The sequence below is a fragment of the Corallococcus sp. CA041A genome (assembly GCF_003612075.1).
Lineage (GTDB): Bacteria > Myxococcota > Myxococcia > Myxococcales > Myxococcaceae > Corallococcus > Corallococcus exiguus.
On the sequence record NZ_RAWF01000110.1, the window covers coordinates 1 to 24331 of the forward strand.

General features: G+C 69.9%; 25 protein-coding genes. 14 read left to right on the top strand and 11 right to left on the bottom strand.

The genetic code is table 11. The features are described 5' to 3' along the window. Both D7V77_RS20475 and D7V77_RS20480 read left to right on the top strand, forming a co-directional pair. Positions 1-1193 (top strand): hypothetical protein (locus D7V77_RS20475; protein WP_120577979.1); only part of this gene is annotated, 1193 nt, incomplete at its 5' end. Positions 1194-1289: 96 nt separating this feature from the next. Continuing rightward, a complete protein-coding gene (locus tag D7V77_RS20480) occupies positions 1290-1886 on the top strand; it encodes a hypothetical protein (protein ID WP_120577980.1) in 597 nt (198 codons plus the stop codon). A 7-nt stretch (positions 1887-1893) separates the two neighbouring features. Here the strand turns inward: D7V77_RS20480 and D7V77_RS20485 are convergent, their stop codons facing one another. After that, complete coding sequence (locus D7V77_RS20485) at positions 1894-3498, bottom strand: sigma 54-interacting transcriptional regulator (RefSeq protein ID WP_233597127.1); 1605 nt, start codon at positions 3496-3498, stop codon at positions 1894-1896. Positions 3499-3731: 233 nt separating this feature from the next. Between D7V77_RS20485 and D7V77_RS20490 the strand changes: the two genes are divergently transcribed. The 4 genes from D7V77_RS20490 (at position 3732) to D7V77_RS20505 (ending at position 6742) form a co-directional block, all read left to right on the top strand. Beyond that, the gene (locus D7V77_RS20490; RefSeq protein ID WP_120557013.1) at positions 3732-4286 is read left to right on the top strand and encodes a peroxiredoxin; all 555 of its coding nucleotides are present in this window, start codon (positions 3732-3734) and stop codon (positions 4284-4286) included. 6 nt (positions 4287-4292) lie between these two features. Next, positions 4293-4820 carry a carboxymuconolactone decarboxylase family protein gene (locus tag D7V77_RS20495; protein WP_120550488.1) on the top strand — a complete coding sequence of 176 codons (528 nt, stop codon included), beginning with the start codon at positions 4293-4295 and terminating at the stop codon, positions 4818-4820. 114 nt (positions 4821-4934) lie between these two features. Then, positions 4935-5417, top strand: a complete 483-nt coding sequence (dps, locus tag D7V77_RS20500) for a DNA starvation/stationary phase protection protein Dps (RefSeq protein ID WP_120577982.1) — start codon at positions 4935-4937, stop codon at positions 5415-5417. Positions 5418-5467: 50 nt separating this feature from the next. Beyond that, complete coding sequence (locus D7V77_RS20505; protein WP_120577983.1) at positions 5468-6742, top strand: pyridoxal phosphate-dependent aminotransferase; 1275 nt, start codon at positions 5468-5470, stop codon at positions 6740-6742. Between the two features lie 25 nt (positions 6743-6767). Here the strand turns inward: D7V77_RS20505 and D7V77_RS20510 are convergent, their stop codons facing one another. Next, a complete protein-coding gene (locus D7V77_RS20510; RefSeq protein WP_120577984.1) occupies positions 6768-7460 on the bottom strand; it encodes an SIMPL domain-containing protein in 693 nt (230 codons plus the stop codon). Between the two features lie 82 nt (positions 7461-7542). Between D7V77_RS20510 and D7V77_RS20515 the strand changes: the two genes are divergently transcribed. The 4 genes from D7V77_RS20515 (at position 7543) to D7V77_RS20530 (ending at position 11155) form a co-directional block, all read left to right on the top strand. Beyond that, positions 7543-8793 carry an MFS transporter gene (locus D7V77_RS20515; RefSeq protein ID WP_120577985.1) on the top strand — a complete coding sequence of 417 codons (1251 nt, stop codon included), beginning with the start codon at positions 7543-7545 and terminating at the stop codon, positions 8791-8793. 135 nt (positions 8794-8928) lie between these two features. Further along, the gene (locus D7V77_RS20520; RefSeq protein WP_120577986.1) at positions 8929-9720 is read left to right on the top strand and encodes a hypothetical protein; all 792 of its coding nucleotides are present in this window, start codon (positions 8929-8931) and stop codon (positions 9718-9720) included. 176 nt (positions 9721-9896) lie between these two features. Continuing rightward, the gene (locus D7V77_RS20525) at positions 9897-10649 is read left to right on the top strand and encodes a hypothetical protein (protein ID WP_120577987.1); all 753 of its coding nucleotides are present in this window, start codon (positions 9897-9899) and stop codon (positions 10647-10649) included. 146 nt (positions 10650-10795) lie between these two features. Then, a complete protein-coding gene (locus D7V77_RS20530; protein WP_120577988.1) occupies positions 10796-11155 on the top strand; it encodes a GFA family protein in 360 nt (119 codons plus the stop codon). A gap of 10 nt (positions 11156-11165) precedes the next feature. Here the strand turns inward: D7V77_RS20530 and D7V77_RS20535 are convergent, their stop codons facing one another. The 5 genes from D7V77_RS20535 to D7V77_RS20555 form a co-directional block, all read right to left on the bottom strand. Continuing rightward, the gene (locus tag D7V77_RS20535) at positions 11166-11609 is read right to left on the bottom strand and encodes a hypothetical protein (RefSeq protein ID WP_120577989.1); all 444 of its coding nucleotides are present in this window, start codon (positions 11607-11609) and stop codon (positions 11166-11168) included. Between the two features lie 32 nt (positions 11610-11641). Continuing rightward, complete coding sequence (locus tag D7V77_RS20540; RefSeq protein ID WP_120577990.1) at positions 11642-12793, bottom strand: zinc-dependent alcohol dehydrogenase; 1152 nt, start codon at positions 12791-12793, stop codon at positions 11642-11644. Positions 12794-12874: 81 nt separating this feature from the next. After that, positions 12875-13561, bottom strand: a complete 687-nt coding sequence (locus D7V77_RS20545) for a DNA-3-methyladenine glycosylase (RefSeq protein WP_120578003.1) — start codon at positions 13559-13561, stop codon at positions 12875-12877. Positions 13562-13623: 62 nt separating this feature from the next. Further along, complete coding sequence (locus tag D7V77_RS20550) at positions 13624-14112, bottom strand: hemerythrin domain-containing protein (RefSeq protein WP_120577991.1); 489 nt, start codon at positions 14110-14112, stop codon at positions 13624-13626. A gap of 81 nt (positions 14113-14193) precedes the next feature. Beyond that, positions 14194-15708, bottom strand: a complete 1515-nt coding sequence (locus tag D7V77_RS20555) for an FAD-dependent oxidoreductase (protein ID WP_120577992.1) — start codon at positions 15706-15708, stop codon at positions 14194-14196. A 226-nt stretch (positions 15709-15934) separates the two neighbouring features. On the opposite strand from D7V77_RS20555, the gene D7V77_RS20560 reads away from it, so the two are divergent. The 4 genes from D7V77_RS20560 to D7V77_RS20575 are packed head-to-tail and all read left to right on the top strand — an operon-like array spanning position 15935 to position 19466. Next, the gene (locus D7V77_RS20560) at positions 15935-16153 is read left to right on the top strand and encodes a hypothetical protein (protein WP_120577993.1); all 219 of its coding nucleotides are present in this window, start codon (positions 15935-15937) and stop codon (positions 16151-16153) included. Between the two features lie 4 nt (positions 16154-16157). Then, positions 16158-18272 (top strand): PAS domain-containing sensor histidine kinase, encoded by a 2115-nt coding sequence (locus D7V77_RS20565; protein WP_120577994.1) that lies wholly within the window; start codon positions 16158-16160, stop codon positions 18270-18272. Then, positions 18269-18679, top strand: coding sequence for a response regulator (locus D7V77_RS20570; RefSeq protein WP_120577995.1), 411 nt, complete (start codon positions 18269-18271; stop codon positions 18677-18679). The genes D7V77_RS20565 and D7V77_RS20570 overlap by 4 nt, the downstream gene beginning before the upstream one ends. Before the next feature lie 28 nt (positions 18680-18707). Next, the gene (locus D7V77_RS20575) at positions 18708-19466 is read left to right on the top strand and encodes a GvpL/GvpF family gas vesicle protein (protein WP_120577996.1); all 759 of its coding nucleotides are present in this window, start codon (positions 18708-18710) and stop codon (positions 19464-19466) included. A 3-nt stretch (positions 19467-19469) separates the two neighbouring features. Here the strand turns inward: D7V77_RS20575 and D7V77_RS20580 are convergent, their stop codons facing one another. Genes D7V77_RS20580 through D7V77_RS20595 form a run of 4 tightly spaced genes read right to left on the bottom strand, consistent with a single transcriptional unit; the run spans position 19470 to position 24263 of the window. Beyond that, complete coding sequence (locus D7V77_RS20580; protein WP_120577997.1) at positions 19470-20753, bottom strand: hypothetical protein; 1284 nt, start codon at positions 20751-20753, stop codon at positions 19470-19472. After that, the gene (locus tag D7V77_RS20585; protein ID WP_120578004.1) at positions 20750-22621 is read right to left on the bottom strand and encodes a Gldg family protein; all 1872 of its coding nucleotides are present in this window, start codon (positions 22619-22621) and stop codon (positions 20750-20752) included. Before D7V77_RS20585 ends, D7V77_RS20580 begins: the two co-directional genes overlap by 4 nt. Then, a complete protein-coding gene (locus D7V77_RS20590) occupies positions 22618-23340 on the bottom strand; it encodes an ABC transporter permease (RefSeq protein ID WP_014394402.1) in 723 nt (240 codons plus the stop codon). The genes D7V77_RS20585 and D7V77_RS20590 overlap by 4 nt, the downstream gene beginning before the upstream one ends. After that, positions 23337-24263 carry an ABC transporter ATP-binding protein gene (locus D7V77_RS20595; RefSeq protein ID WP_120577998.1) on the bottom strand — a complete coding sequence of 309 codons (927 nt, stop codon included), beginning with the start codon at positions 24261-24263 and terminating at the stop codon, positions 23337-23339. The genes D7V77_RS20590 and D7V77_RS20595 overlap by 4 nt, the downstream gene beginning before the upstream one ends. Positions 24264-24331: the final 68 nt, after the last annotated feature.

Here is a 24331-nt window from a genome sequence, read left to right on the forward strand (position 1 = left end):
CCCCCCAGCAGGGCGGCCCGCGCCCCACGCCGGGCAGCTACCCCACCGCCGCGGACGTGGCGAACATCGCCGCGATGCAGGACCCCGTCGCGCGCAACCTGGCCATCACCCAGGGCTACCACGACCTGTCCGACGCCATGGGCACGCTCCTGGGCAAGGAGAACGCCAACTGGTCCACCTTCGCCACCTGGGCCTCGAAGCAGGCCGGCGTGAGCATCCGCCAGGAGGACATGCCCAAGCCCTTCGTGGACGCCCTCAAGGGCGGCGGAGTCGTGGGCGAGGCCATGTCCAAGGTGGACGACCTGCTGCGCAAGCTGGGCCTGCCCGCCATGCCCACCGGCGACATCGCCAAGGCCGGCGCGGACGCGCTCAACAACGTCAGCAAGGCCATTGGCGACGGCAACCAGTTCGTCTTCAAGGAGGTGGGCCACGAGTTCGCCCGCTTCGTGGAGACCTTCCAGGGTGACACCCAGCTGGACCCCGCGAAGCTCCAGCAGTACCTGGATGGCTTCCCCTCGGACAAGCCGCTGCTCAAGGAAGCCTTCGGCACCTACGCGCAGGCCATGTTCGAGAAGGATCCGAACAAGAAGGCCGAGATGATGCTCCGGGCCAACGACACCGTGGGCCTGCACGAGCAGACCCAGCTCCAGGGCTTCGTGGAGAAGGCGCTCAACGCCCCGGTGAAGGAGATCTTCGCCAACATCCTCAAGAAGAGCATCGAGGCGGGCGCCAACGCCCTGCCCTTCCCCGCCAACCTCGCCGCCAAGGCCGCCATCAAGACGGGCGCGGTGGACCTCGTCGTCAACCCGCTGGTGGACAAGCTGGCCGGAGTGTTCCGGGGCATCGCCACCGAGCACATGATGAAGCTCGCGGTGCCCGGCGGCGCGCTGAAGCTGGGCAACGACTTGCCGCCCCCCGCCGGAATGGAGTCCACGCTCTTCCCGCCGCACCTGCGCACCATCGAGGATCCGAAGCTGAAGGAGCTCCTGGGCCGGCTGGACAAGACTCCCGACAGCCTCACGGGCACCGCCGCGAAGGACTGGAGCAAGCTGGACCAGCGGATGAACTACATCGTGGACCTCTTCCGTTCGCGCCAGTCGGATCCGCACCTCTTCGACCAGCCCTTCGGCAAGGAGGCCCACTACCCCGTGGCGCCGTCCAAGCCGCGCCCGGTCGCACCCGCGGTGTCGTAGTCCCTGCTCCCACCCATGGGAGATTGTTCGCCGCCGTGAATTCTCAGCGGCGGACTGCGTCCATCAAGGCATCCGACGCACTTGATGGAGCCCCCCATGTCGAAGTCGAAATGGCTGCTGGCAACGATGGCGCTGTCCCTCCCGGCCCTGGCTCACGCAGGCGGTCCCCGCGGCAACAACCACGAGCAGTCCCGTGACCGTCAGGAGCTGAGGCAGGACGCGCGCGAGACCCGCGATGATCATCAGGACCTGCGCCAGGTGGAGTCGCTGCTCTCCCGCTACGACTCCGCCCGTGGCCGCGCCGCGCGCCGCGACCTGCTCCAGGTGGAAGAGGACCTGCGCCGCTACGTGTCGTCGGAGCTGAACGAGACCCGCCGCGAGCTGTCCCAGGACAAGCAGGAGGCCCGCTCCAGCGCCCGCGAGGTGCGCCACGACGGCAACCGCTACGACGACCGCAAGGACCACCGCGACGACGTGCGCGACGCCCGCCAGGAGTCCCGCGCCCTCCAGCAGACGCGCTCCATCTCCCAGGAGCTCAACAACCTCTACGGACGGATGGACAGCGGCAGCCTCAGCCGCAAGCGCATGCTCATCGCTGACCTGGTCCAGCTCGCTCGCACCGAGACGGCGCAGAACCGCCAGGAGACGCGCGAGGACCGCCGCGAGGCCCGCGAGGACAGCCGCAGGTACTGACCCCGCGTCACGCGTCCTCGGCGGCGGTGAAGCCCTCCAGCCGCTCGATGCCCAGCTTCTTCATCCGGCTCTGCAGCGTGGACGGCTTGAGCCCCAGCAGCGCCGCCGCGCCGCCTTCACCGTAGACGCGGCCCCGGGTGAGCGTGAGCACCCGCAGGATGTGCTCGCGCTGCACCGCCGCCAGCGTGGGCACCTTCGCCCCCGCGGGCAGCGGCGCCGGGGTCTCCTCCACCGACGCCGGGCCCGACACCTCCCGCGCGCGCTCGCCGTTCGCCAGGTCGAAGGACTGCGCCGTCAGCTCCTGGCCGCGCGTGAGGATGGTGGCGCGCTCCAGCGCGTTCGCCAGCTCGCGCAGGTTGCCCGGCCAGTCGTAGGACGCCAGCCGCGTCAGCCCTGACGCCGTCACCCGCATGCCCCGCCGGCCCGTGCGCTTCGCCTGCTCCTCCAGGAGGAACGCGGTGAGCTGCGGCAGGTCCTCGCGCCGCTCGCGCAGGGGCGGCAGCCTCAAGGGGAAGACGCTCAGGCGATAGAAGAGGTCCTCGCGGAAGCGCTTCTGCGCGATGGCCTGGTGCAGGTCCACGTGCGTCGCCGCGAGGATGCGCACGTCCGCCCGCACCGTCTTGTCGCTGCCCACCGGCTCGAACGACTTCTCCTGGAGCGCGCGCAGCAGCTTCGCCTGCAGCTCCACCGGCAGCTCGCCAATCTCATCCAGCAGCAGCGTGCCCCCGTGTGCCATCTGGAAGCGGCCCGCCCGGTCGCGGTTCGCGCCGGTGAAGGCCCCCTTCACGTGGCCGAACAGCTCGCTCTCCAGCAGGCCCGCCGGAATGGCCGCGCAGTTGAGCGATACGAAGGGCTGGTCCGCCCGCGAGCTCCAGCGGTGGATGGCCCGCGCCAGCCGCTCCTTGCCCGTGCCCGTCTCGCCGGTGATCAGCACGGGCGTGTCCGTCTCCGCCACCTGACGCGCGCGCAAGGACAGGTCGCGCATCACCGGACTCAGGGACGTCTCCAGGATGCCTTCCGAGTCCCCTCCCAGCTGCGACTCCAGCAGCTTCGCGTGCTCGTGGTCCTGGCGGTGCAGCCGCTCCGCCGTCGCTCGCTGCTCCGCGCCCTGGAGCGCGGTCGCCAGCATCTGGCCGTAGACCTCCACCAGGTCCACCACCGGCTGCGCGTACGTCTCACACTGCACGCGGTCCAACGTGAGCACGCCATAGCAGCGCTCCCCCGCGCACAGCGGCACCACCATGCACGAGTGCCCCGCGGGCAGGTCCAACACCCCGTCGAACGGGTCGCCGTCCCCGTGCGAGTGGTCCTCCTCCGTGAAGGCCCGCGCCCGCCGCGTCTCCAGCGCCTGCTTCAAGGACGGGAAGTCCGCCAGTTGCAGCGAATGCTTGCGCACCGCCTGGTTCGCGAGCGGGCCGCGCGCCGCCACCGCCTCCAGCCGCCCCTCCTTGAGGAGGAACAGCGTGGCCAGGTCGAAGGGCACCACGCGCGACACCCAGTCCAATCCCCGACGGAGCAGCTCTCCCACCCCTTCTTCGGTGGTTGCCAGCTCGACCAGCTCCCGAGCATCCTGCGTCACTTCCGGGTGGCGCCCCATCAGTTCATCCGGCATGTGTTAGCGATAATAGCGGCCCACCGAAATTGCAGTGGCGAAAGGCACCGGGATTTCGTTATTCACCAGTCCGGCGTCACCGCCCCGCCGGTGCGAATCTCAGGGGGAGCTGTAACCTCCTGGAATCAGGGCAGTTGATGCGCTGGCACGGTGGCTGCTTTACCCGGTAGCAACTCATCACCTCTGGGGTGGACCACGGTGGCCCGCCCCCCATCCCCAAGGAGTCGAATCCCATGCTGACCGTTGGCGACAAGCTTCCGAACTTCAAGCTGAAGGGCACCGTGAGCCTGGAGAAGAACAAGGAGTTCCAGGACATCTCCAACGACACGTACAAGGGCAAGTGGACCGTCCTGTTCGCGTGGCCGAAGGACTTCACGTTCATCTGCCCGACGGAGATCGCGGAGTTCGGCAAGCACAACAAGGACTTCCAGGACCGCGACGCGCAGGTGCTGGGCCTGTCCACCGACAGCGAGTTCGTGCACCACGCGTGGCGCACGCACCACCCGGACCTGAAGAACCTGCCCTTCCCCATGCTGGCGGACATCAAGCGCGAGCTGTCCAGCGCGCTGGGCATCCTGCACAAGGAAGAGGGCGTGGCCCTGCGCGCCACGTTCATCGCGGACCCCGAGGGCATCATCCGCCACGTGTCCGTGAACGACCTGTCCGTGGGCCGCAACGTCAAGGAGACCGTCCGCACGCTGGACGCGCTCCAGACCGACGAGCTGTGCCCGTGCAACTGGCAGAAGGGTGAGGAGACGCTCACCACGAAGCTGCAGAAGGCGGGGTAAGGCACCATGGCTTCGCTCGAAGTCGTCCGCAGCGAGCTTGCGGACGCCCACAAGGACACCCGCCTCAACCTCTCCGCGGTCCTGGAGAGCACGACCCTCACCCCCGAGCAGCGCTGGGGGACGGCCGTGGCATGCGCCTTCGCCGCCCGGAACGAGCGGCTGAAGGAGGCCATGCTGAACGAGGCGAAGCAGGCACTGGGCGACAAGGCCACGCCGGTCATCGAGGACGCACGCGCGGCGGCCTCGCTGATGGCGATGAACAACGTCTTCTACCGATTCCGTCACATGATCGGGAAGGAGTCGTACGCGACCAAGCGGGCCGGGCTGCGGATGAACCGGCTGGCCCAGGTGCTGACCAACAAGGTGGACTTCGAGCTGGTCTGCCTCGCGGTCAGCGCCATCAACGGCTGCGAGATGTGCATCCAGTCGCATGAGAAGGTCGTGCTGGAAGGCGGCCTGAGCGAGGACCACGTGCACGATGCGGTCCGCATCGCGAGCGTCATCCACGCGGCGGCGGTTGGACTGGAGTCCTAGTCCCCTCGTCGTTATCTCTGGGTTGTGATTGGCGCCCTCCGGTGGATGACACCGGGGGGCGCTGTCTTTTCTCTTCCGACGTCCCACCCTTCACCTGAAAGGAACGTGTCCGTCATGGCCCTCTACAAGAGCCCGAGTCCCCTGTCCGAACAGGCCCGCACCGCCATCTCCGCCACCCTCAACGAGCGGCTCGCGGATGGGTTGGACCTGCACTCGCAGATCAAGGTCGCCCACTGGAACATCAAGGGCCCGCAGTTCGCCGCGCTGCACCCGCTGTTCGAAACGTTCGCGGTGAGCCTGGCCAACCACAACGACTCCATCGCGGAGCGCGCGGTGACGCTGGGCGGCCGCGCGTACGGCACCAGCCGCCACGTGGGCACGCACAGCCGCCTGCCAGAATATCCGCAGGAGACCTCGCGCGACCTGGAGCACGTGAAGCTCTTGGCCGAGCGCATCGAGGTGTACCTGGGCGGCCTGCGTGAGAGCCGCACGGCGGTGGAAGGCCTCAAGGACACGGACACGGTGGACCTCTTCACCGGCATCATCACCGAGTTCGAGAAGCACGCCTGGTTCCTCCGGGCCTCCCTCGAAGGCTAGAGGCCGGCTAGGGGCTGCGCCGAAGCAGGGGGCGCGCTAGCGTGTAGTCCGTGAGCGACAGCGTCCCCCTGCATGCGTTTCGCACCGTGCCCCGCACGGGCGTCATCTTCGTCACCGCCGAGGCCACGCGCCGCGGCTACCGTCCCGGCGACCCGGAGTGGTGCAACCTGGGCCAGGGTCAGCCGGAGACGGGGGATTTGCCCGGTGCCCCGTCGCGCGTGCACTCGGTGACGGTGGACATGGCGGACCAGGAGTACGCCCCTGTCGCGGGCCTCTGGGAGGTTCGGGAGGCCATCGCGGGGCTCTACAACCGGCTCTACCGCAAGGGGATGTCCAGCCAGTACAGCGCGGAGAACGTCTGCCTGTCCGGCGGCGGCCGCGCGGCCCTCACCCGCGCCGCGGCGAGCCTGGGCAGCGTGAACCTGGGCCACTTCCTCCCGGACTACACCGCGTACGAAGAGCTGCTGGACGTCTTCAAGGCGTTCACCGCCATCCCCATCCTGCTGGAGGGCGAGCGCGGCTACGCCTTCACGCACGACGACCTGCGCCGGGAGATTCAGGGGCGCGGGCTGTCCGCGCTGCTCTTCTCCAACCCGTGCAACCCCACCGGCAAGCTGGTGCAGGGCGAGGAGCTGGCGCGGTGGGTGGGCGTGGCGCGCGAGCTGGAGTGCTCGCTGCTCATCGACGAGTTCTATTCGCACTACATCTGGACGGGCCGCCCGGGCGTGCTGCCGGTGGAGAGCGCCGCCAGGTACGTGGAGGACGTGAACCGCGACCCGGTCATCCTCTTCGACGGGCTCACCAAGAACTGGCGCTACCCGGGCTGGCGCATGACGTGGACGGTGGGGCCCAGGCAGGTCATCGACACGGTCGCCAGCGCGGGCAGCTTCCTGGACGGCGGCGGCAGCCGGCCCCTGCAGCGCGCGGCGATTCCGCTGCTCCAGGAGGACGCGGTGGTGGCGGAGACGCGCGCCATCCACCACACGTTCCGGGAGAAGCGGGACCGGTTCCACTCCCGGCTGGAGCGGCTGGGCATCCGCACGGACCGCGCGCCGGACGGGACGTTCTACGTCTGGGGCAACCTGTCCGGGCTGCCCGCGCCGCTCAACGACGGCATGGCCTTCTTCCGCGCCGCGCTGGAGCACCAGGTCATCACCGTGCCCGGTGAGTTCTTCGACGTGAACCCCGGCAAGCGCCGCGCGCGGGCGTCGCGCTTCCGCAACTACGTGCGCCTGTCCTTCGGCCCGTCGTGGGAGACGCTGGACAAGGCGCTCCTGCGGCTGGAGTCGCTCGTGCTCAAGCACACGCCCGGCGCCATGCCGTGAAGTCGAAGCTCCGGCCCCGAGCGACTCAGGACTCGGGGGCCGGGTGCGTCTGGAACTCCGCGGTGGCCATCACGTGCACCTTCTTGCGGTGGGACACGGGGAAGCCCAGCGAGGCCGTCCGCTTCACGCTGTAGCTGCCCGACGGGGCCATGGGCATCACGTCCTCGTTCCCGCCTCCGTAGGCGCCGCCGTGGTTCCCGAAGGCCCGCGACTCCCAGGTGCGCTCGGAGAAGCGGTGCAGCCCGGCCACCGTCACGCCCAGCCCGGCGGCCACGCGGCGTGCCTTCTTCACCGACTCGCGGGCCAGCGCCTCCAGCCAGTCCTGCCGGGCCTCCGGCTCGTGCGTGTAGCCCCACTTGAGCTCGCGCAGCGTCGCCTGCTTCAGGCCGGACAGCGCGGCGAGCACGTCCCCCACCCGGGCCATGTCCACCAGGCGGATGCGCACCGTGTAGAGGGCGGACGAGGAGCGCGTGAGCAGCCCCTCCTGGGTCTCCGCCTGCACCGACTGGAGGGTGAAGGCCGAGGCCTGCACGCCCAGGTCCTCCATGAGGCGCACCAGCGCGGCCACCTCCTTCGCGTTGGCGAAGGCCGCGTTGCCGGTGAAGAACGAGGACGCCTTCACATCCACCACCGCGTCCACGTGGTCCGCCTCCAGCTCGTGCTCGGCGGACAGCTCCACGACGATGATTCCCGACTCGGTTGCGGCTCGCTCCGGCATGCGGCTCCCTGGGAGTGACTGGAACGGCGAGTATAGGCCCACGACTCAGGCCAGGGGGCGTGCCTATGCTCGCGCCACGACCATGCGACGCATCCCGTCCCGGCTGTGGCTGTTGTGCGCGCTGTACTTCGTGCAGGGGCTGCCTTTCGGCTTCCAGGTGACGGCGCTGCCCGTCTACCTGCGCACGCGCGGCGTGTCTCTGGCAGCGCTGGGGTTCGCTGGCGCGCTGTCGCTGCCATGGATGCTCAAGGCGCTGTGGGCCCCGCTGGTGGACCGCTACGGCTCCGCGCGCATCGGGCGCAGGCGTTCGTGGATTCTCCCCATGCAGGCGGGCCTGGCCCTCGCATGCGCGGGGGCGGCCTTCGCGGCGGGGCAGGACTCGCTGCCGCTGCTGTTGAGCCTCATCTTCGTGATGAACCTCTTCGCCGCGACGCAGGACATCGCGGTGGACGGCCTGGCGGTGGACCTGCTGCGTCCGGAGGAGCTGGGCCTGGGCAACACCGCGCAGGTGGTGGGCTACAAGCTGGGCATGCTCACCGGGGGCGGTCTCCTGGTGTGGGCAAGCGCGAGCATCGGGTGGTCCGGGCTGTTCCTCGTCATGTCGGCGCTGTGCCTGACCGTCTTCACCATCGTCCTCTTCGTGCGCGAGCCGCCTCCGCGCGAAGCCGAAGGCCCCGAGTCCGCGAAGCTGGACTGGCCCGCGCTCTGGGCCCGCATCAAGTCCGCGCTCACCGTGCCGGGCACCGGGTGGCTCTTGCTCTTCATCGGCACGTACAAGCTGGGCGAGACGATGTCCGACGTCCTCTACAAGCCCTTCCTCGTGGACGCGGGCTTCACGCCGGCGCGCATCGGCCTGTGGGTGGGCACGTGGGGCACCGCCGCGTCGCTCCTGGGGTCCACGTGCGGTGGGCTCCTCGCCGCGCGATTGCCGCTGCTGCGCGCGGTGGCCCTCACCGGAACGCTGCGCCTGTTGCCGCTCGCGGGGAGGTGGCTGCTCACGCAGGCGGGCGTCAGCGACGCGGGCGTGCTGGGCGTCACGCTCACCGAGGAGTTCTTCGGCGGCGCGCTCACCACCGTGATGTTCGCGTTCATGATGTCGCGCACGGACCGGAGAATCGGCGCCACGCACTACACGCTGCTGGCCAGCGTGGAGGTCGCGGGCAAAGCGCCCGCGGGGCCACTGGCGGGCCTGCTCGCGGATCCGAAGTTCGGCAACCTGGGCTACGGGAACATGTTCCTCCTGGGCGTCGCGCTGTCCGCCGCGTTCCTCGCGCTGCTCGCGCCCCTGCGCCGCAACGTGCCCACGCCCGCGGCACCGCAGCCCGCATCGTGAAACATTCCAGCCTCGCGACACGCTGATTCACGCGCGTGAGCGCTGTCAGGGGAGCGTGGTACTGGCCACCGAGTCGTCCGCGGTGCCCCCCTTGAACGCGCGCCCGTGACACGGGCCGCGAATGAAGAGGTCCCCATGAAGACCCTGTCGATGACGTCGCTGCTGAGCGGTCTGGCCCTGTTCGCCGCTCCGGCGGCCTTCGCCTCGTCCACCACCAGCATCCCTGCCTTTGAAGCGAGCATCTCCACGGCGCAGGGCCCCTTGAGCCCCGGTGGCGCGACCATCCTCCGCTCGGAGCTCCGGACCGCGATGGAGGCGTTCATCTACGACACCGGCGGCCCCCAGGGCGTGGACAGCGCCGAGCGCGCCTACCTCACCACGCGCCTCAACGACACGCCGTTCCAGCAGTCGCTGACGGGCACCGCGGCGAAGTACTACGCGGACTTCTACGAGCTGAACGACGCGACCTTCACGAGCTACCCGCTGTACCAGGGCTCCGTCGCCGGCACCGCCGCGTCGCTGTTTGGCGCCACCGGTCCGCTGGCGTCCAACGCGGACATCCGGGAGGGCTACATCCCCAACGGCCAGGGCATCGCCAACCAGGCCACGCTGGGCACCGCGTTCACCACCTACTTCGAGCCGCCCGTCGGCCCCTTCCAGCCCATCACCGTGAAGGAGCTCATCGAGCGGCTTGGCACCACTTCCATCAAGGGCAGCACCCCCAGCGTGGACGAGGTGGAGGGCGCGGTGGCCTACATCACGCAGATTTCGCGCAACAGCAACCGGCTGTACGTCGCGGACTGGACCTGCCGCCGGTGCAGCTTTTCGCCGTGGAACACGCGGGGCTACGTCATCGCCGCGGTGAGCACGGACCGCCGCTTCGTGCGCATGGTCTCCGTGTGGACAGCGGACTTCGGGAACGACTGATGCGACGCACCGCCGCACAGCGGACGTCCTGAAACATTCCAGTCCCGCGACACGCTCTTTCACGAGCGTGTCACGAGCGCGCGTGTCACCGGAACCTCACGCCGGATGTGTCAGGGGAGCGTGGTACTGGCCAGCGCGTCGCTCGCGGTACTCCCCCTTGAATGAAGAGGCTCTCCATGAAGACCCTGTCGATGAAGTCGCTGGTGGGCGCCCTGATGCTGTTCTCCGCTCCGGCGTTCGCTGACTCCACCACCAGCATCCCCGCCTTCGAGGCGAGCATCACCGCCGCGAAGAGCGCCAGCAGCCCCGGCGGCACGACCGTCCTCCGCTCGGAGATCCGCAACGCGCTGGACGCGTTCCTCAACGACGTCGGCTATGGCGTGGACAGCGCCGAGCGCGCCTATCTCACCACCCGCCTCAGCGACACGCCCTTCCAGCAGTCCATGACGGGCACCGCGGCGAAGTACTTCGCGGATTTCTACGAGGTGAACGACACGCTCCTCACGGGCTACCCGCTGAACCTGTACCCCGTCGCCCAGACGCCCGCGGTGCTGTTCGGCGCCACCGGCTCGTTCTCTTCCGCGCGCATCTACGAGGGCTACATCCCCAACGGCCAGGGCGTGGCCAACCAGCAGACGCTGGGCGAGGCGTTCAGCAACGCCTTCGGTCCGCAGGCCAGCATCTTCGAGCCCATCACCGTGCGGGAGCTCATCGGGCAGCTCAGCGCGTACAGCTACAACGTGGACGAGGTGGAGGGCGCGGTGGCCTACATCACGGCGATTTCGCGCAACAGCAACCGGCTCTACAGGACGGGCTGGAGCTGCCGCGGGTGCGGCGCGCCGAGCTACACGCAGGGCTTCGCCATCGCGGCGGTGAGCACGGACCGCCGCTTCGTGCGGATGATGTCCGTGACGACGTACGCGGACTGACGTGACGCACCGCCGCAAGCGCGCCGGGACGTCACCTGCGCGCTTGCGGTCCCCGCCGCCTCCGTTCATTGATGCGCGTCACACGCACCGGGTGGGCGGAAGCGCGCTTCCGGCCCGGGCATCACGCAGCACCGGGAGGAAGCACCATGGCGGAGATGAAGACGTATACGGGTGGCTGCCACTGTGGACAGGTCCGCTACGAGGCGACCACGGACCTGGCGCAGGTGGTGAGCTGCAACTGTTCCATCTGCCACAAGATTGGCGCGGTGCTGACGTTCGTCCCGCCGGAGCAGTTCAAGTCCCTCTCCGGCGCGAACGTGGTGCAGACCTACCAGTTCAACAAGAAGGTCATCAACCACCTGCACTGCCCCACCTGCGGCGTGGAGTCCTACGCCACCGGCAAGGGCCCGGACGGCAAGGAGATGTTCGCCGTCAACCTGCGCTGCCTGGACGGCCTGGACCTGTCCACGGTCACGCCCTTCCCCTACAACGGCCGGGACGCGTAAGGCCCGCGCCTCACGCCCGGCGGCCCCGCCACATCAGGCCCCCTGCGACGAGGACCGCCGCGGAAGGAGCGGCCCACGGAAGGGACCTCCTGAGCCGGTGCTCCCAGACGTCCACCCGGTCCGCCAGCATCAGCAACATCCAGTGGCCGGGCTTGTGGTCGGGCTTCGCGTAGGCCGCTTTTCGCAGCAAGCCGCTCAGCCCCTTCGGAGGCTGGGCGGTGCCGAACACGGGCGGCATCTGCTTGCGGCCGGCGTGCTTGAACACCGGCACCTCCGCGTGCTGGAGCGCGATGGGCGCGCGCGCACCCGCCAGCGGCTTCGGCGCCGTCTCCATGGGGACGCCCGGACGGTTGGCGGGGTCCTGGTCCACGGCCGAAGTGGGGTTCGCTTTCGCCCGCGCCTTCGCGTGGCCGTTCTTCGCTCGACTCGATTTCCGCGTCGTCTTCTGGGGCATGACGTGCCTCCTGTGATGGCGAGTGGTGTCTGTCAGGCGTGGCCGTGCGGCATGAGGACACACTTCACGCACCCGTCCTGCTTCTGCGCGAACAGGTGGTAGGCGTCCGGCGCCTGCTCCAGCGGAAAGCGGTGGGTGATGATGCTCTTCGCGTCGATGCGGCCCTTCTGGATGTGCTCCAGCAGGTGCGGCATGTACCGGCGCGTGTTCGCCTGGTTCATCCGCAGCGTCAGGCCCTTGTTCATCGCGGTGCCAATGGGCACGAAGTTCCACGGCGGCCCGTACACGCCGATGATGGAGACGTTGCCGCCCTTGCGCACGGAGTTGATGCACCACTCGATGACGGTGGGCGCGCCGGCCTCCAGCTTCAGTCCCAGGCCCAGCACGCGGTGCGCGCGCGAGCCTTCCGCCTCCATGCCCACCGCGTCGATGCAGACGTCCGGGCCGCGGCCGTCGAACATCTCCTTCAGGTGCAGGATGATGTCGCCCACCTCCTTGAAGTTCACCGTCTCCACGTTGGCGAACTTGCGGGCGAACTCCAGGCGGTACGGCACGTGGTCCACCGCCACCACGCGGCCCGCGCCCATCAGCCACGCGGACTTCATCGCGAAGAGGCCCACCGGGCCCGCGCCGAAGACGACGACCGTCTCGCCGCCCTTGATTTCGCCCATCTCCGCGGCCTGGTAGCCGGTGGGCAGGATGTCGGAGAGGAAGAGGACGGACTCGTCGTCCATGTCGTCCGGAATCTTCATGGGCCCCACGTCCGCGAAGGGCACGCGCACGTACTCCGCCTGCCCGCCGTCGAAGCCGCCCGTGGTGTGCGAGTACCCGTAGACGCCGGAGGCCACGTCGCTGCCGGGGTTGCTGTTCTCGCAGTTCCCGGTGAGGCCGCGCTGGCAGTAGAAGCAGGTGCCGCAGGAGATGTTGAAGGGCACCACCACGCGGTCGCCCTTCTTCAGCTGCGACACCTCCTTGCCCACCTCCTCCACCACGCCGGTGAACTCGTGGCCGAAGGTGCAGCCCACGCGCGTGTCCGGCACCAGGCCGTGCAAGAGGTGCAGGTCCGAACCGCAGATGGCGGCGCGGGTGACCTTGAGGACCACGTCCTGCGGATGCTCGATGCGCGGGTCCGGCTTCTGCTCCACCTGGACGCGATAGGGACCTTGGTAGGTGAGTGCACGCATGCGCGGGATTCCTCCGTCCCTAACGGGTGAGGACGCCCGCGCGCCAAGGCAAGGGACGGTGCGCTCCCGGCCCCTGCTCGGCTAGCCGCCCTCCGGCGGTGCGAAGGTGCCCACGGGCTTGTCCGCCGCCCGCCACAGGTACCAGCTCACCACGCTGCGATAAGGGCGCCAGCGCTCGCCGTACGCCAGCAGCGCCTTGGGCTTGGGCTGTTCCTTCAGGCCATGCAGCATCATGAAGCCCTTGCGCACGCCGAAGTCGTCCACGGGGAGGATGTCCGGCCGGCCCAGGCGGAAGATGAGCAGCATCTCCACGGTCCACTGGCCAATGCCGCGCACCTGCGTGAGGTGCTCGATGAGGTCCGCGTCGGACATGCGGCGCACGCGCGCGAGCGGCGGCACCGTGCCGTCCACCGTCTTGCGCGCCAGGTCCTGGATGGCCAGCAGCTTGTTCGCGGACAGCCCGGCCTCGCGCAGCGTGGTGTCCGGCAGCGCGAGCAGCTTCTGGGGCGTGAAGCCCTTGCCCTGCCCCACCCGCTCACAGACGCGGCCGAAGATGGTCGCGGCCGCGCGGCCGTGGAGCTGCTGGTAGACGATGGAGTGCGCCAGCGCTTCGAAGGGGCTGTGCAGCGGGGACCGCTCGAAGCGGAACGGGCCAATCGTCTTGAAGAGCGTGCCCAGGATGGGGTCCGCGCGCACGAGGGCGCGGCGCGCGGCGGGCGTGAAGGCATCCGGCAGCAACACAGGGGGGGAAACAGGAGCGCGCGGCATGGGCCGCATGCTGCCCGGCCCCACGCCACGCGCAACCCCCGTGTTGCTTCGGACGCGCCGCGCTAGATGGGCGCGGCCCGCTCCGTCTCCTCGGGCACGTCGTTGCGGGGCTCGCCCTCCATCAGGGAGTCGTATTCCTCCTCCAACTGGATGCCCAGGTCCTCCAGCTGATCCTTGGTCAGGATCTTCCGCGCCGCCTTGAAGAGGTCCTTCTCCTCCTCCTCGACGTGGTGCTCCACCTGCTCCTGGAGGACCTTCATCTTCGCGTCGAACTCCTCGTCGGAGGGCTCCATGTCCAGCAGGTCCGCGATGAGGCGCTTGACGGCGAGGTGCTCCTCCACGGCCTCGCGCAGCTCGTCCTCCGTGTCGTCCTTCTTGATCGCCGGATACAGGTACAGCTCTTCAATCTTCGCGTGCGCGCCCAGCCGGTCGGCGATCTGCTCGAACAACTCCTGGCGCTGGTCGTCCGCGTGGTCCGCCAGCTTCTCGTACTTCTTGAAGAGCTTGGACACCTCTTCGTGCTGCTGCTTGATCAGTTCCAACGCGTTCATTCCCTGCCCCCTGAATGAAAGTGGATGTGCAGAGAGATGGGGGTGGGACCGCCCGAAAGGAAGCCCACCCGCACGCACTTCTCACTTCATCGGCAGCTTCACGGACGGCAGGTCCTTGAGCGCGGGACCGTTGAGCACGCGCCCGGTGGGGCTGAAGCGGCCGCCGTGGCAGGGGCAGTCCCAGGAGCGCTCCGCGTTGTTCCAGTGCACGTGGCAGCCCAGGTGCGTGCACACCGGGGACACCGCGTGTGGCGTGCCGTTCTCCTCGCGGTAGACGGCCACCTTGCGGCCATCCACCTCCAGGATCTTTCCCTCGCCCGGCGCCACGTCCGCCAGGTGGTGTCCGTCCGGCCTGGCAAGCCGGTCCGCGACGAAGCGGAAGGCCACCTCCGCGTTCTCCTGGATGAAGTCCTTGGCGCCGGCCTTGGGCTTCACCCGGCCCGCGTCGTACAGCGCGGCGTAGGGGTTCTGGTTGCCGAGGATGAGGTCCGACAGCACCATGCCCGCGAGCGTGCCGAACGTCATGCCCGTGCCAGAGAAGCCCGTGGCCACGTACACGTGGCGGCTGCCCACGTTGCGGCCGATATAGGGCAGGCCGTCCGCGGACTCGATGACCTGTCCGGACCAGCGGTGCGTGATGCGCTTCACGGGGAAGCGGTCGCGCGTGTACGCCTCCAGCGCGGCGAAGCGCGCGGCGGTGTCCTCCTCGCTGCCGACCTTGTGGTCCTCGCCGCCCACGATGACGTAGGACACGCCGTCCACCCGCTGCGTGCGGACGTAGTGATACGGGTCGCGGCTGTCGTAGTACTGGCCCGGCTCCAGCGGCCCTTCCAGCGGGGCCGCCACCGCGTAGGTGCGGTACGGGTAGAGCTTGGTGTGCATGGCCACGCGGTTGAGCGGCGTGGTGGTGGCCTCCACCACCGCCTTCGCCGTCACGGTGCCCTTCTCCGTGACGACGCGGCAGGGCGCGCCGTCATGGATGTCCACGACCTTGGTGTTCTCGAAGAGGTGGCAGCCATCGCCGGGGATGCGGTCCGCGAGCGCGAGCAGGTACTGCCGCGGGTGGAACACCGCCTGGTCCTCCACGCGCAGCGCGCCCTTCACCGGGAAGGGCAGCGGCAACTCCTTCGTGTAGGACGCCAGCAGTCCGGCCTGCCGCGCCGCGGACACCTCGTGCAACAGGTCGCGCAGCTCGGCCTCTGTCTCCGCGTAGCGGAAGCCCGGCACGCGGGTGAAGCCGCAGTCGATGGCGAGCGTCTCCACCAGGGACGCAATCTGTTCAATGGCGGCGCGGCTGGACGACGCGGCCAGGTGCGCGCCCTTCTCACCGAAGTCCTTCAGGAGCGTGGTGTACGGCGTGTCCAGCAGCTCCGTGAGGTGCGCGGTCGTCTGTCCCGTCTGGCCGGAGAGGACGCGGTGCATCTCCAGCACGGCCACCTTCTTGCCGGCGCGCTTGAGCAGCCAGGCGGTCGTCAGGCCCGCGATGCCCCCGCCGATGATGGCCACGTCCACGTCCAGGTCGCCCGGCAGGGAGGGGAAGTCCCGGGGAAGCGTCGTCACCGTCCAGAGGGATTTGTGCTGGCGCTCTTCATTCATGCTGGAAGGCTAGGAATCCGCTTCCCAGGGCATAAGCCATGCCTGCCGAGCCCCGCCCGGCCGGTTGCCCAGCGCCGGGTGTATGCGACCCAACAGAGCTTCGCCCCGGGTGTTGGTCAGTCAGGGGCCGGGCGTGAACGGGGCTGGGGTGCGACGGCACCAGCGCGTTAGAACGGCCCTTGGACCCGAAGGTCCGCGCCGGGCGGACCCAAGGAGCATGCGCCGAATGCCCGTGGAACGCGTGGCTGGCGGGGCCAGCCTGGTGGACGTGCTGGACCGCCTGCTGGACAGGGGGTTGCGCTTCGACTCGCCGGCCCTGGAGGTCCTGGGCCGCCCCTCTTCTTTGGAGGGGGAGGCGCGCATCGTGGTGGCATTTTCGGAGGTCCGCACCGCAGACTCGCTGGAACGCGGTCGTTCCCCGCGTCCCCCTTCACCCGGAGCGTAAGGTCGTGGCGTCTCCAGCCCCGCTGCCCCCCGCCGAAGCCGACCCCGGGGCGCGCCTCGTGCTCGCCGAGCACCTGCTCGCCTGCGAGTCCGCCGTCGCCTGTGCGCGAGCGGTCGTGGAGTGGCTCGCGCGCAGGCACGGCGCGTCCACCGCCTGTGTGGGGCCGGGGGATGGCGCGGGTGCGTCCGTGTGCCTGGCCAGTGAAGGGCTGACGGGCGCGCAGCAGGTCGCGCTGGCCCGGGCGTGGGACACGCAGGGCTCGCCGCTCGCTGGCTTCCGCAACCGGCCCGGGGCGCGGTGGCTGGCGGCGGACGCTGTCGAGGGCGCGGCGATGCCCGGTGGGTTCCTCGCGGTGCCGCTGGGCCGCACTGGAGCGCCCGCGGCCGCGCTGCTGGTGGTGGGGCTGCCCGGCCCGGCCGTGCCGGAGGACGTGGCGTGGGTGGCGTCGTGCGCGGGTCCGCACCTGGCCCGGCAGCTGGCCTCGGATGCGCGGGCGCCGCGCCGCCCGGAGCCGGACCGGCTGCTGCGCCGGGTCATCAACGCGGTGTCGGACCCCGTGCTGCTCACGGACACGGACGGCACGCTGCTCTTCGCCAACGCCCGCGCGGAAGGACTGCTGGTGGCGGGCCCGGACGCAAGCCCCGGCCGCACGCGCGCCGTGGAGCTCAACCAGCGCCTGTTCCGGGAGACGCTCGCGCAGGGAGGCACGTCCGTGCACCGGCGCGAGGTGCCGCTGGTGGATCCGCTGGAGGGCATGGACCTGCTCTTCGAGCTGGTCACCACGCCGGTGCTGGCACCGGACGGGCCGTCCGTGGTGGTGAGCGTGCTGCGCAACCTGACGGACCTGGGCCGCGCCACGCAGGCGTTGGGGGAGAGCTACCGGCAGCTGCGCGCCACGGAGCGCGAGGCCCGGAGCGAGCGCCACCGCCTGGACCGGGTGCTGGACTCGGTGGCGGACCCCATCATCCTGACCGACCCGGCGGGCGGCATGGTGATGATGAACGACCCGGCCGAGCGCCTCTTCGCGTGGCCTCACGAGGAAGGCCCCGGCGGCGAGTCCACGCTGCGTCGGGTGCGCGCCAACGACGCCCTCTTCGCGTCCTTCCTCGCGAACCTGCTGGGGCCGGTGAACGCGAGCGTGTCACGCTGGAAGAGCCAGCTGACGCTGGACGACCCGTCCACCGGCGCGCCCGTGCCCATGGAGGCCATGGCCAACAAGGTGCTGGGCGACGGGGGCGAGCTGACGGGCATCGTCACCGTGTTCCACGACCGCACGGAGGTGCTGGAGCGGGCGCGGCTGCTGGAGCGCGTGAAGGAGGTCTCCAGCGAGCTGGAGGCCCGCGTGCAGTCCGCCACCGCGGAGCTGGCGGAGCAGAACGAGAAGCTGCGCCGTCAGGCCATCCAGCTGGAGCAGGCGAGCGCGGCCAAGTCGCAGTTCCTGGCCAACATGTCGCATGAGTTCCGCACGCCGCTGAACGCCATCCTCGGCTACACGAACATGCTGCTGCAGGGCGTGTCCGGGGAGATGACGCCGCCGCAGCGGAGGAACCTCACGCGCATCGACTCCAACGGGCGGCACCTGTTGGAGGTCATCAACGAGATATTGGACATCACCCGCATCGAGGCGGGACGGATGCCGCTGCACCTGTCGGACTTCGGAATCCCGGAGCTGCTCCAGGAGGTGATGGCGGAGATGGACCCCATCATCGCGCGCAGCAAGCTGACGGTGGACACGCGCCTGGATGAGGGGCTGCCAGGGGTGTGGAGCGACCGACAGAAGGTGAAGCAGATCGTCCTCAACCTGTTGTCCAACGCGCTGAAGTTCACGCACGAGGGCGGCGTGCACGTGGCGGCGGAGTATCAGAACGGCACCGGCACCGTGGCCATCTCGGTGAAGGACACAGGCATCGGAATCGACGTGTCGAACCAGGAGAAGATCTTCGAGGACTTCCAGCAGGTGGACAGCTCGCCCACGCGTGCCTATGGGGGAACGGGCCTGGGCCTGTCCATCTGCCGCCGACTGGCCGACATGCTGGGGGGACGCGTCTCCCTCCAGAGTGCGCCGGGCCAGGGTTCGACCTTCACCCTGCACTTTCCAAGACGTGCGAGACGGACATGACCAACACCCCGGAAAAGACAAAGCCGCTCGTGCTGGTGGTGGACGATTACCAGGATGCCCGGGAGATGTACGCGGAGTACCTGGAGTTCTCCGGCTTCCGCGTGGCGGAGGCGAAGAACGGCCAGGAGGCGTTGGACAAGGCCTTCGAGCTGGTGCCGGACGTCATCCTGATGGACCTGTCGCTGCCGGTGATGGACGGCTGGGAGGCGACGCGCCGGCTGAAGGGCGACGCGCGCACGAAGGGCATCCCGGTGGTGGCGCTCACGGGGCACGCGCTGAAGGGCCACTCGGAGGACGCGAACGAGGCCGGGTGTGATGCGTACGTCACCAAGCCGTGCCTGCCGGACGCGCTGGTGGACCAGGTGAAGAAGATGATCGCCCTGCGCGAGGCGGCATCCACGCGCTGAAGCCTTGGCTGCACGGAGGGGGCACGTCATGACGACGAAGACCCAGGCGGAGTCCTCGCGCGAGGGACGGGTACACTACCTCTACGGCATCGTGCGCGAGGACAGCGGATGGACGCTGGACCTCGCGGGGCTGGATGAGGCCCCGGTGCGACGGGTGCACGAGGGCGGCCTCACGGCGCTGGTGTCCGAAGTGGCGGGCCCCCGGGTGGTGCCCACGCGGACGTACCTCCTGATGCACCAGCGCGTCACGGAGGCCGTGGTGCGCGAGCACACGCTGGTGCCGGTGGCCTTCGGGACGGTGCTGCCGTCGGAGGAGCGCGTGCGGGAGTTGTTGCGCGTGGCGCGCGCGCCGCTGAGCCGGGCGCTGTCCGAGCTGGAGGGCCGGGTGGAGCTGGGGCTGAAGGTGTACTGCCACGGCGACGCGCTGACGCGCAGGTTGCAGGAGACGCGGCCGGAGCTGGCGCGCGGCCCCGCCGAGCTCGAGGAGGACCACGAGGCTCGGCTGGAGGCGGCGCTGCACGACTGCACCCGGAAGGACCTGGACGGGCTGAGGGCGGGCCTGCGGCCGTTGGCGGAGGCCACGCACGAAGCGCCGCCGCTGGGTGAGAGGATGATGCTCAACACGGCCTGGCTGGTGGACCGCACGCGGGTGGCCGCGTTCGAGGCGCGGGTGCAGTCGCTGGTGGCGCGGCTGGACGCGTACACGTTCCGGTTCACGGGGCCGTGGCCGGCCTACAGCTTCGTGGACGTGCGGTTGGACGTGGAGGCGGAGTCCACCGCACGGTGAGCCTCAGCGCGGCGCGGTGAGCTTCGCGGCGTCCTCGGCCAGGAGCTCCAGTCCGCCGCCCATGCGCGTCCAGCCGGCGGTGAACTCCGTGCGCGCGTACCACGAACCGTCCGGCGTCTTCGCCATGGAGAGCTCGCCCACGGGCTTGCCGGCGCGCTGGTATTCCACGCGGAAGGCCGGCGTGGGGGCCGGGCCCGGAGGGGCTTCGCCTCGGCCCAGGAGTTCCACGGGGGTGAGGCGCCACAGGCGGTCATGCCAGTTGCGGGCGAAGTCGTCCGGAGTGCCGGGGGCGTCCACGGGCGACAGCTGCACAGCGCCTGGCGATTTGCCGCTGGCGACGAAGGCGCGGGACGTGGTGCCGGTGGAGATGACGATGTGGTCGAAGCCGTCCACGTCGAAGGTGTGCAGGCGCCGGTCCACGAGCCGGCTGGCCGCGGCCTCCAGGTCCGGCAGCAGTCCGGGCCCGAGGAGGAAGACGTGCCCGTCGGTCGTGCGCTGGAGATAGGGGGCGCCCCAGCCCGAAGCGGGCGTGGCGAGGCGGAACGTCTTCGGAGTGCCATCCAGCGTGAGCGTCAGGCCGCGCTCCGTCTTCGCGAGGCCGATTTCGTCCAGCTTCTTGTCGTCCAGGACGCCCAGGTCCCGCTGCGCGCGCAGCGGAGCGAAGCGGGAGAACAGCTTCAGCGCGACGTCGTTGCCGCGCAGCTCGCGGGGCGGAGAAACCGGGGCGGGGCTCGCGGGTGTCCCCGCGTCGGCGGAGGCGTTCGCGACTGCGTTGGCGCGAGGCTCAATCCCCGCGTCGGTGGTCACCGCGAGCGCGACTGCGTTGGCGCGAGAGCCAACCCCCGCGTCGGTGGTCATCGCGAGCGCGCCTGTGTTGGCCCGAGGCGCGACCCCAGCGTCGGTGGTCTCGGTGAGCGCGCCTGTGTTGCCGGCACTTGCTGGCGAGTTCGCGCCAACCTGCGGGCCTGCGTCGAACGTCACGTGGGCCAGTGCTCCCGCGTCGAGCGCGGCGCTGCCCGCATCACTGGCGACTCCAGCTTCGGCCCCCGGCTTCGCGGGCTTGTTGCCCAGGCGGACCCAGACGGTGTCACGGTCCTGGGGGTCGCGGAACAACTCCACGAAGCGCGACTCCTCGTCGTACCGGATGCGGTCGAGCGCGCTCGCCTGCGCGTCCTCCACCGTCACCTCCCCCTGCGCACGCGAAGGCTCGCGCTGCCACACGAAGAACGCGGCCACGAGCGCCACGCCCGCCAGCACGCCCTGCACCGCCACGTCGCGAGCCTTCATCGCGCACCTCCCACCACCGCGGTGCTCCGGGGCGCACGCCGTCCACGCCGCCGCGTCACGAAGAAGCCCACCGCCAGCACCGCCAGCGGCATCCCGAAGACCGTCGCGTAGAACCACACGACATCCTGCGAGCGCGTGTGCTGCAACGGCACGTCCTCCTCGCTCGTCGTCACGCCGGAGAGCGCCTCCTCGCCAGAGAGCCAGCGCAGCGTGTCCACCGCGAGATACGCATTGCCCACGTTGCCCAGGATGCCGTCACCCAGCGCGTCCGCGTCCGCCATCACCACCGCGCGCGGCGCGGGCTTGCCCTCCGGGGCTGGCCGCTCCACCGCCACCACCAGCGGCCACGCCTTCGTGACCTCGCCCGGCTCCGGCTCGAAGTCGCCATTGCGGTCCGCGAACGTCTCGCCCTGCGCGCGCACGCTCGTGTCCAGCATCACGCCGGGAACGGGCGGCGTCAGCGGCTCCAGCGCCGTCGCACCCATGAAAGCCACCGCACCCTGTGAGCCCAGCGCGGACAGCGACGTCACCGACGGGTGCGAGGAGAAGCTCGCCGTGCCCAGGTTGGCCCGGTCGCTCAGCTGACGCGTGGTGCGGAAGTACACCCGGTCATTCGCCAGCGGCACGCGCAGGGACTTCAATCCCATCGGCTGCAGCAACGGCTCCAGCGCCGCACCATCCGGCTCCAGCGCGATCCACAACCGCCCTCCCCGCTCCCAGTACTCGCGCAGCGCGGTGGCCTCTTCCGGGAGCAGCTCCCGCGTGGGCCCCAGCACCGCAACCATCGCCGCGTCGCCCGGCACCGCCGAGCCCAGCCCCTCCGCCACCGTGAGCGTGCGCACATCCACGTTCTGCGAGCGCAGCAACTCCTTGAACTGCGCCACCGACGGCCGGGCCGCCTCACCCTGCACGGGGCGCGTGTCGGCGCGCTCCCCATGGCCTCCCGTGAGGTAGACGATGCGCTGGGGCTTCGCCACCGCCAGCAGCCGCCGCTGCACCTCCGCGTCCAGCCGCTGGAGCTGCCCGCGAGCACGCTCCGGGTCCAATCCCAGCGTGAGGATCTCCTTGCGGGCCCCCCGCGACAGCACCACGGAGCCGTTGTTGCTGACGCCCAGGGCCTTGCCGCGCGCGGGCTCCACCGCCTGGTCCAACGACTCCACGCCCAGCTGCGGACTCTCCGGCTCCAGGTCGCGGAAGTACTGCCGCACCGCCTCGCCCACTTCGTTCGCGGGCGGGAAGAAGAGCGTCACCTGCAAGGGCTCGTTGAGGCCGCGCACCAGCTTGCGCGTCGCATCGCCCGGCTTCGCGGTCCGGAAGTACGACAGGTCCCAGGTCGGATCCGCTTGCGTCGCCACGTACGTCGCCGCGAACGCGAACACGATGACGAACGCCATGCCCAGCCCTGAGAACAGCGCGCTCTTCACGCGCCCCGTCTCCGGCACCTGCGCCCGAGCCATCGCCACGAGCGCGGCCTCCACCATCGCCAGCGGCACGAGCGAGCACAACAGCAGCGCCGGGAACAGCACCGCGAGCACCACCGACAGCCTGGGCGACGAACGCGACAGCGGCTCACCGAGGAGCGCCGTCCCCACGTCCCCCTTCACGAAGTAGAGCACCAGCGCGGCCAGCCCCACGACGTACAGCGTGAGCACCCACCGCTCCAGCGCGCGCCGGTCCGCGGGCGCGGCGATCATCCGCACCGCGCGCCACGCCGTCGCCGCCACCACCACGGCGGTGCCCAGCGACGCCAGCGCCACGCGGCCAGAGCCCACGCCCAGCACGCGCTCCGCGAGGAACACGGCCACGAGCCCCGCGACGAACGCCCCCGTCGCGGCGAGCCCCGTCCCGAAAGAAGCCGGCGAGCTCATCGCCACCTCCGCGCTTCCAGCACCCGCGTCGCCGCGAACAGCGCCACGTAGGTGACCACCAGGTAGTAGACGACGTCCCGCACGTGGATGAGCCCTGCCTGGAACGGGGGGAAGTGCTGATTCCACAGCGACATCGCGCTGAAGACGTCGGACAGCGGCTGCTCGGTGATGCGCGCCAGCAGCCAGCACAGGATGAGCGCCACCAGCATCACCGCGGAGAAGATGGCCGCGAGCAGCTGGTTCTTCGCGAGCGACGACCCGAACGTGCCCACCGCCAGCGACGCGCTGCCCAGCAGCAGCAACCCCAGGTAGCCCGCGGCCACGTGCCCGAAGGACACCTTGCCGTTCACCAGCACCAGCAGCGGCATGTAGAGCGTGAGCAGCAGGTACAGCGCCAGGAACGCGAGCCCCGCCAGGAACTTGCCCAGCACGATGTCCCGGTCCCGCACCGGCGACGCGTACAGCAACGGCAGCGTGCCCGTCTGACGCTCCTCCGCGACCAGCCGCATGGACACCAGGATGGCCGCCACGATGGTGAAGCCGCTGGAGTAGTAGAAGAAGCCGGACAGCACCTCCGCGGAGCGCTTGCTCGCGCCGCCCAGGGCGTACGCATTGAAGAACAGCCCGTTCACCGCGAGGATGATGGCCAGGATGACGTAGCCGCTGAGCGTGCGCAGGTAGCCGGCCAGCTCGCGGCGAGCAATCAAGAGCGCCTTCACGCCTTCACCTCTTGCCCATGCGTCAGGCGCAGGAACAGCGCCTCCAGCTGTCCCTCGTTCGCGTCCAAGCGCAACAACTCCAGTCCCGCGCCCACCACCGCCCGCGCCACCTGGGGCCGAATATCCGGCGCCGCCGCGACCTTCAGGGCCAGCACTCCGCCCGCCCCTTCCCGCACCTCCACCGCGCCGAAGCCCTGCAACGCTTCGAGTGCCCGAGCGCGGTCGCCCCGCACCTCCAGCACGATGGACGGGCCGCCCAGGCTCCGCGACAGATCCTCTTCACTGCCCTGCGCCAGCAGCGTGCCCTTGTGGATGATGAGCAGCCGGTCACACGTCTGGGAGATCTCCGGGAGGATGTGGCTGGACACGAGCACCGTGTGCGCGCCCTTGAGGCCGCGGATGACGTCGCGCATCTCCACGATTTGAAGCGGATCCAGGCCGCTGGTCGGCTCGTCGAGGATGAGCAGCGCGGGCTTGTGCACCAACGCCTGCGCCAGTCCCACGCGCTGGCGGTAGCCGTGGCTGAGCGTGGAGATGACCTCGCCGTGCACGTCGCGCAGGCCGGTCTTCTCCTCGGCTTCGCCGACGTGGGACGCGGTGGCCTTGGCGGGCACGTCGCGCAGCCGGGCGACGTAGGCCAGGTATTCGCCCACCGTCATCTCCTCGTAGACGGGGGGCACGTCCGGAAGGTAGCCGATGCGCTGGCGCACCTCATGGGACTGGCTCACCACGTCGTGCCCGTCGATGACGACGCGGCCCGAGGTGGGCAGCAGCACGCACCCCAGGATTTTGAGCGTCGTCGACTTGCCGGCGCCATTGAGGCCCAGGAAGCCGATGACCTCGCCCTGACCGATGGTGAAGGCCAGGTCCCGGATGGCCGCGTGCTCGCCGTAGAACTTCGTCAGCCCTTCGACCTGGATCAATCAGGACTCCTCGAAGCGAGGGGAAACGGCGCACTTCTGTCGCCCCTCCCGAGGAGTGTCAAGCACGG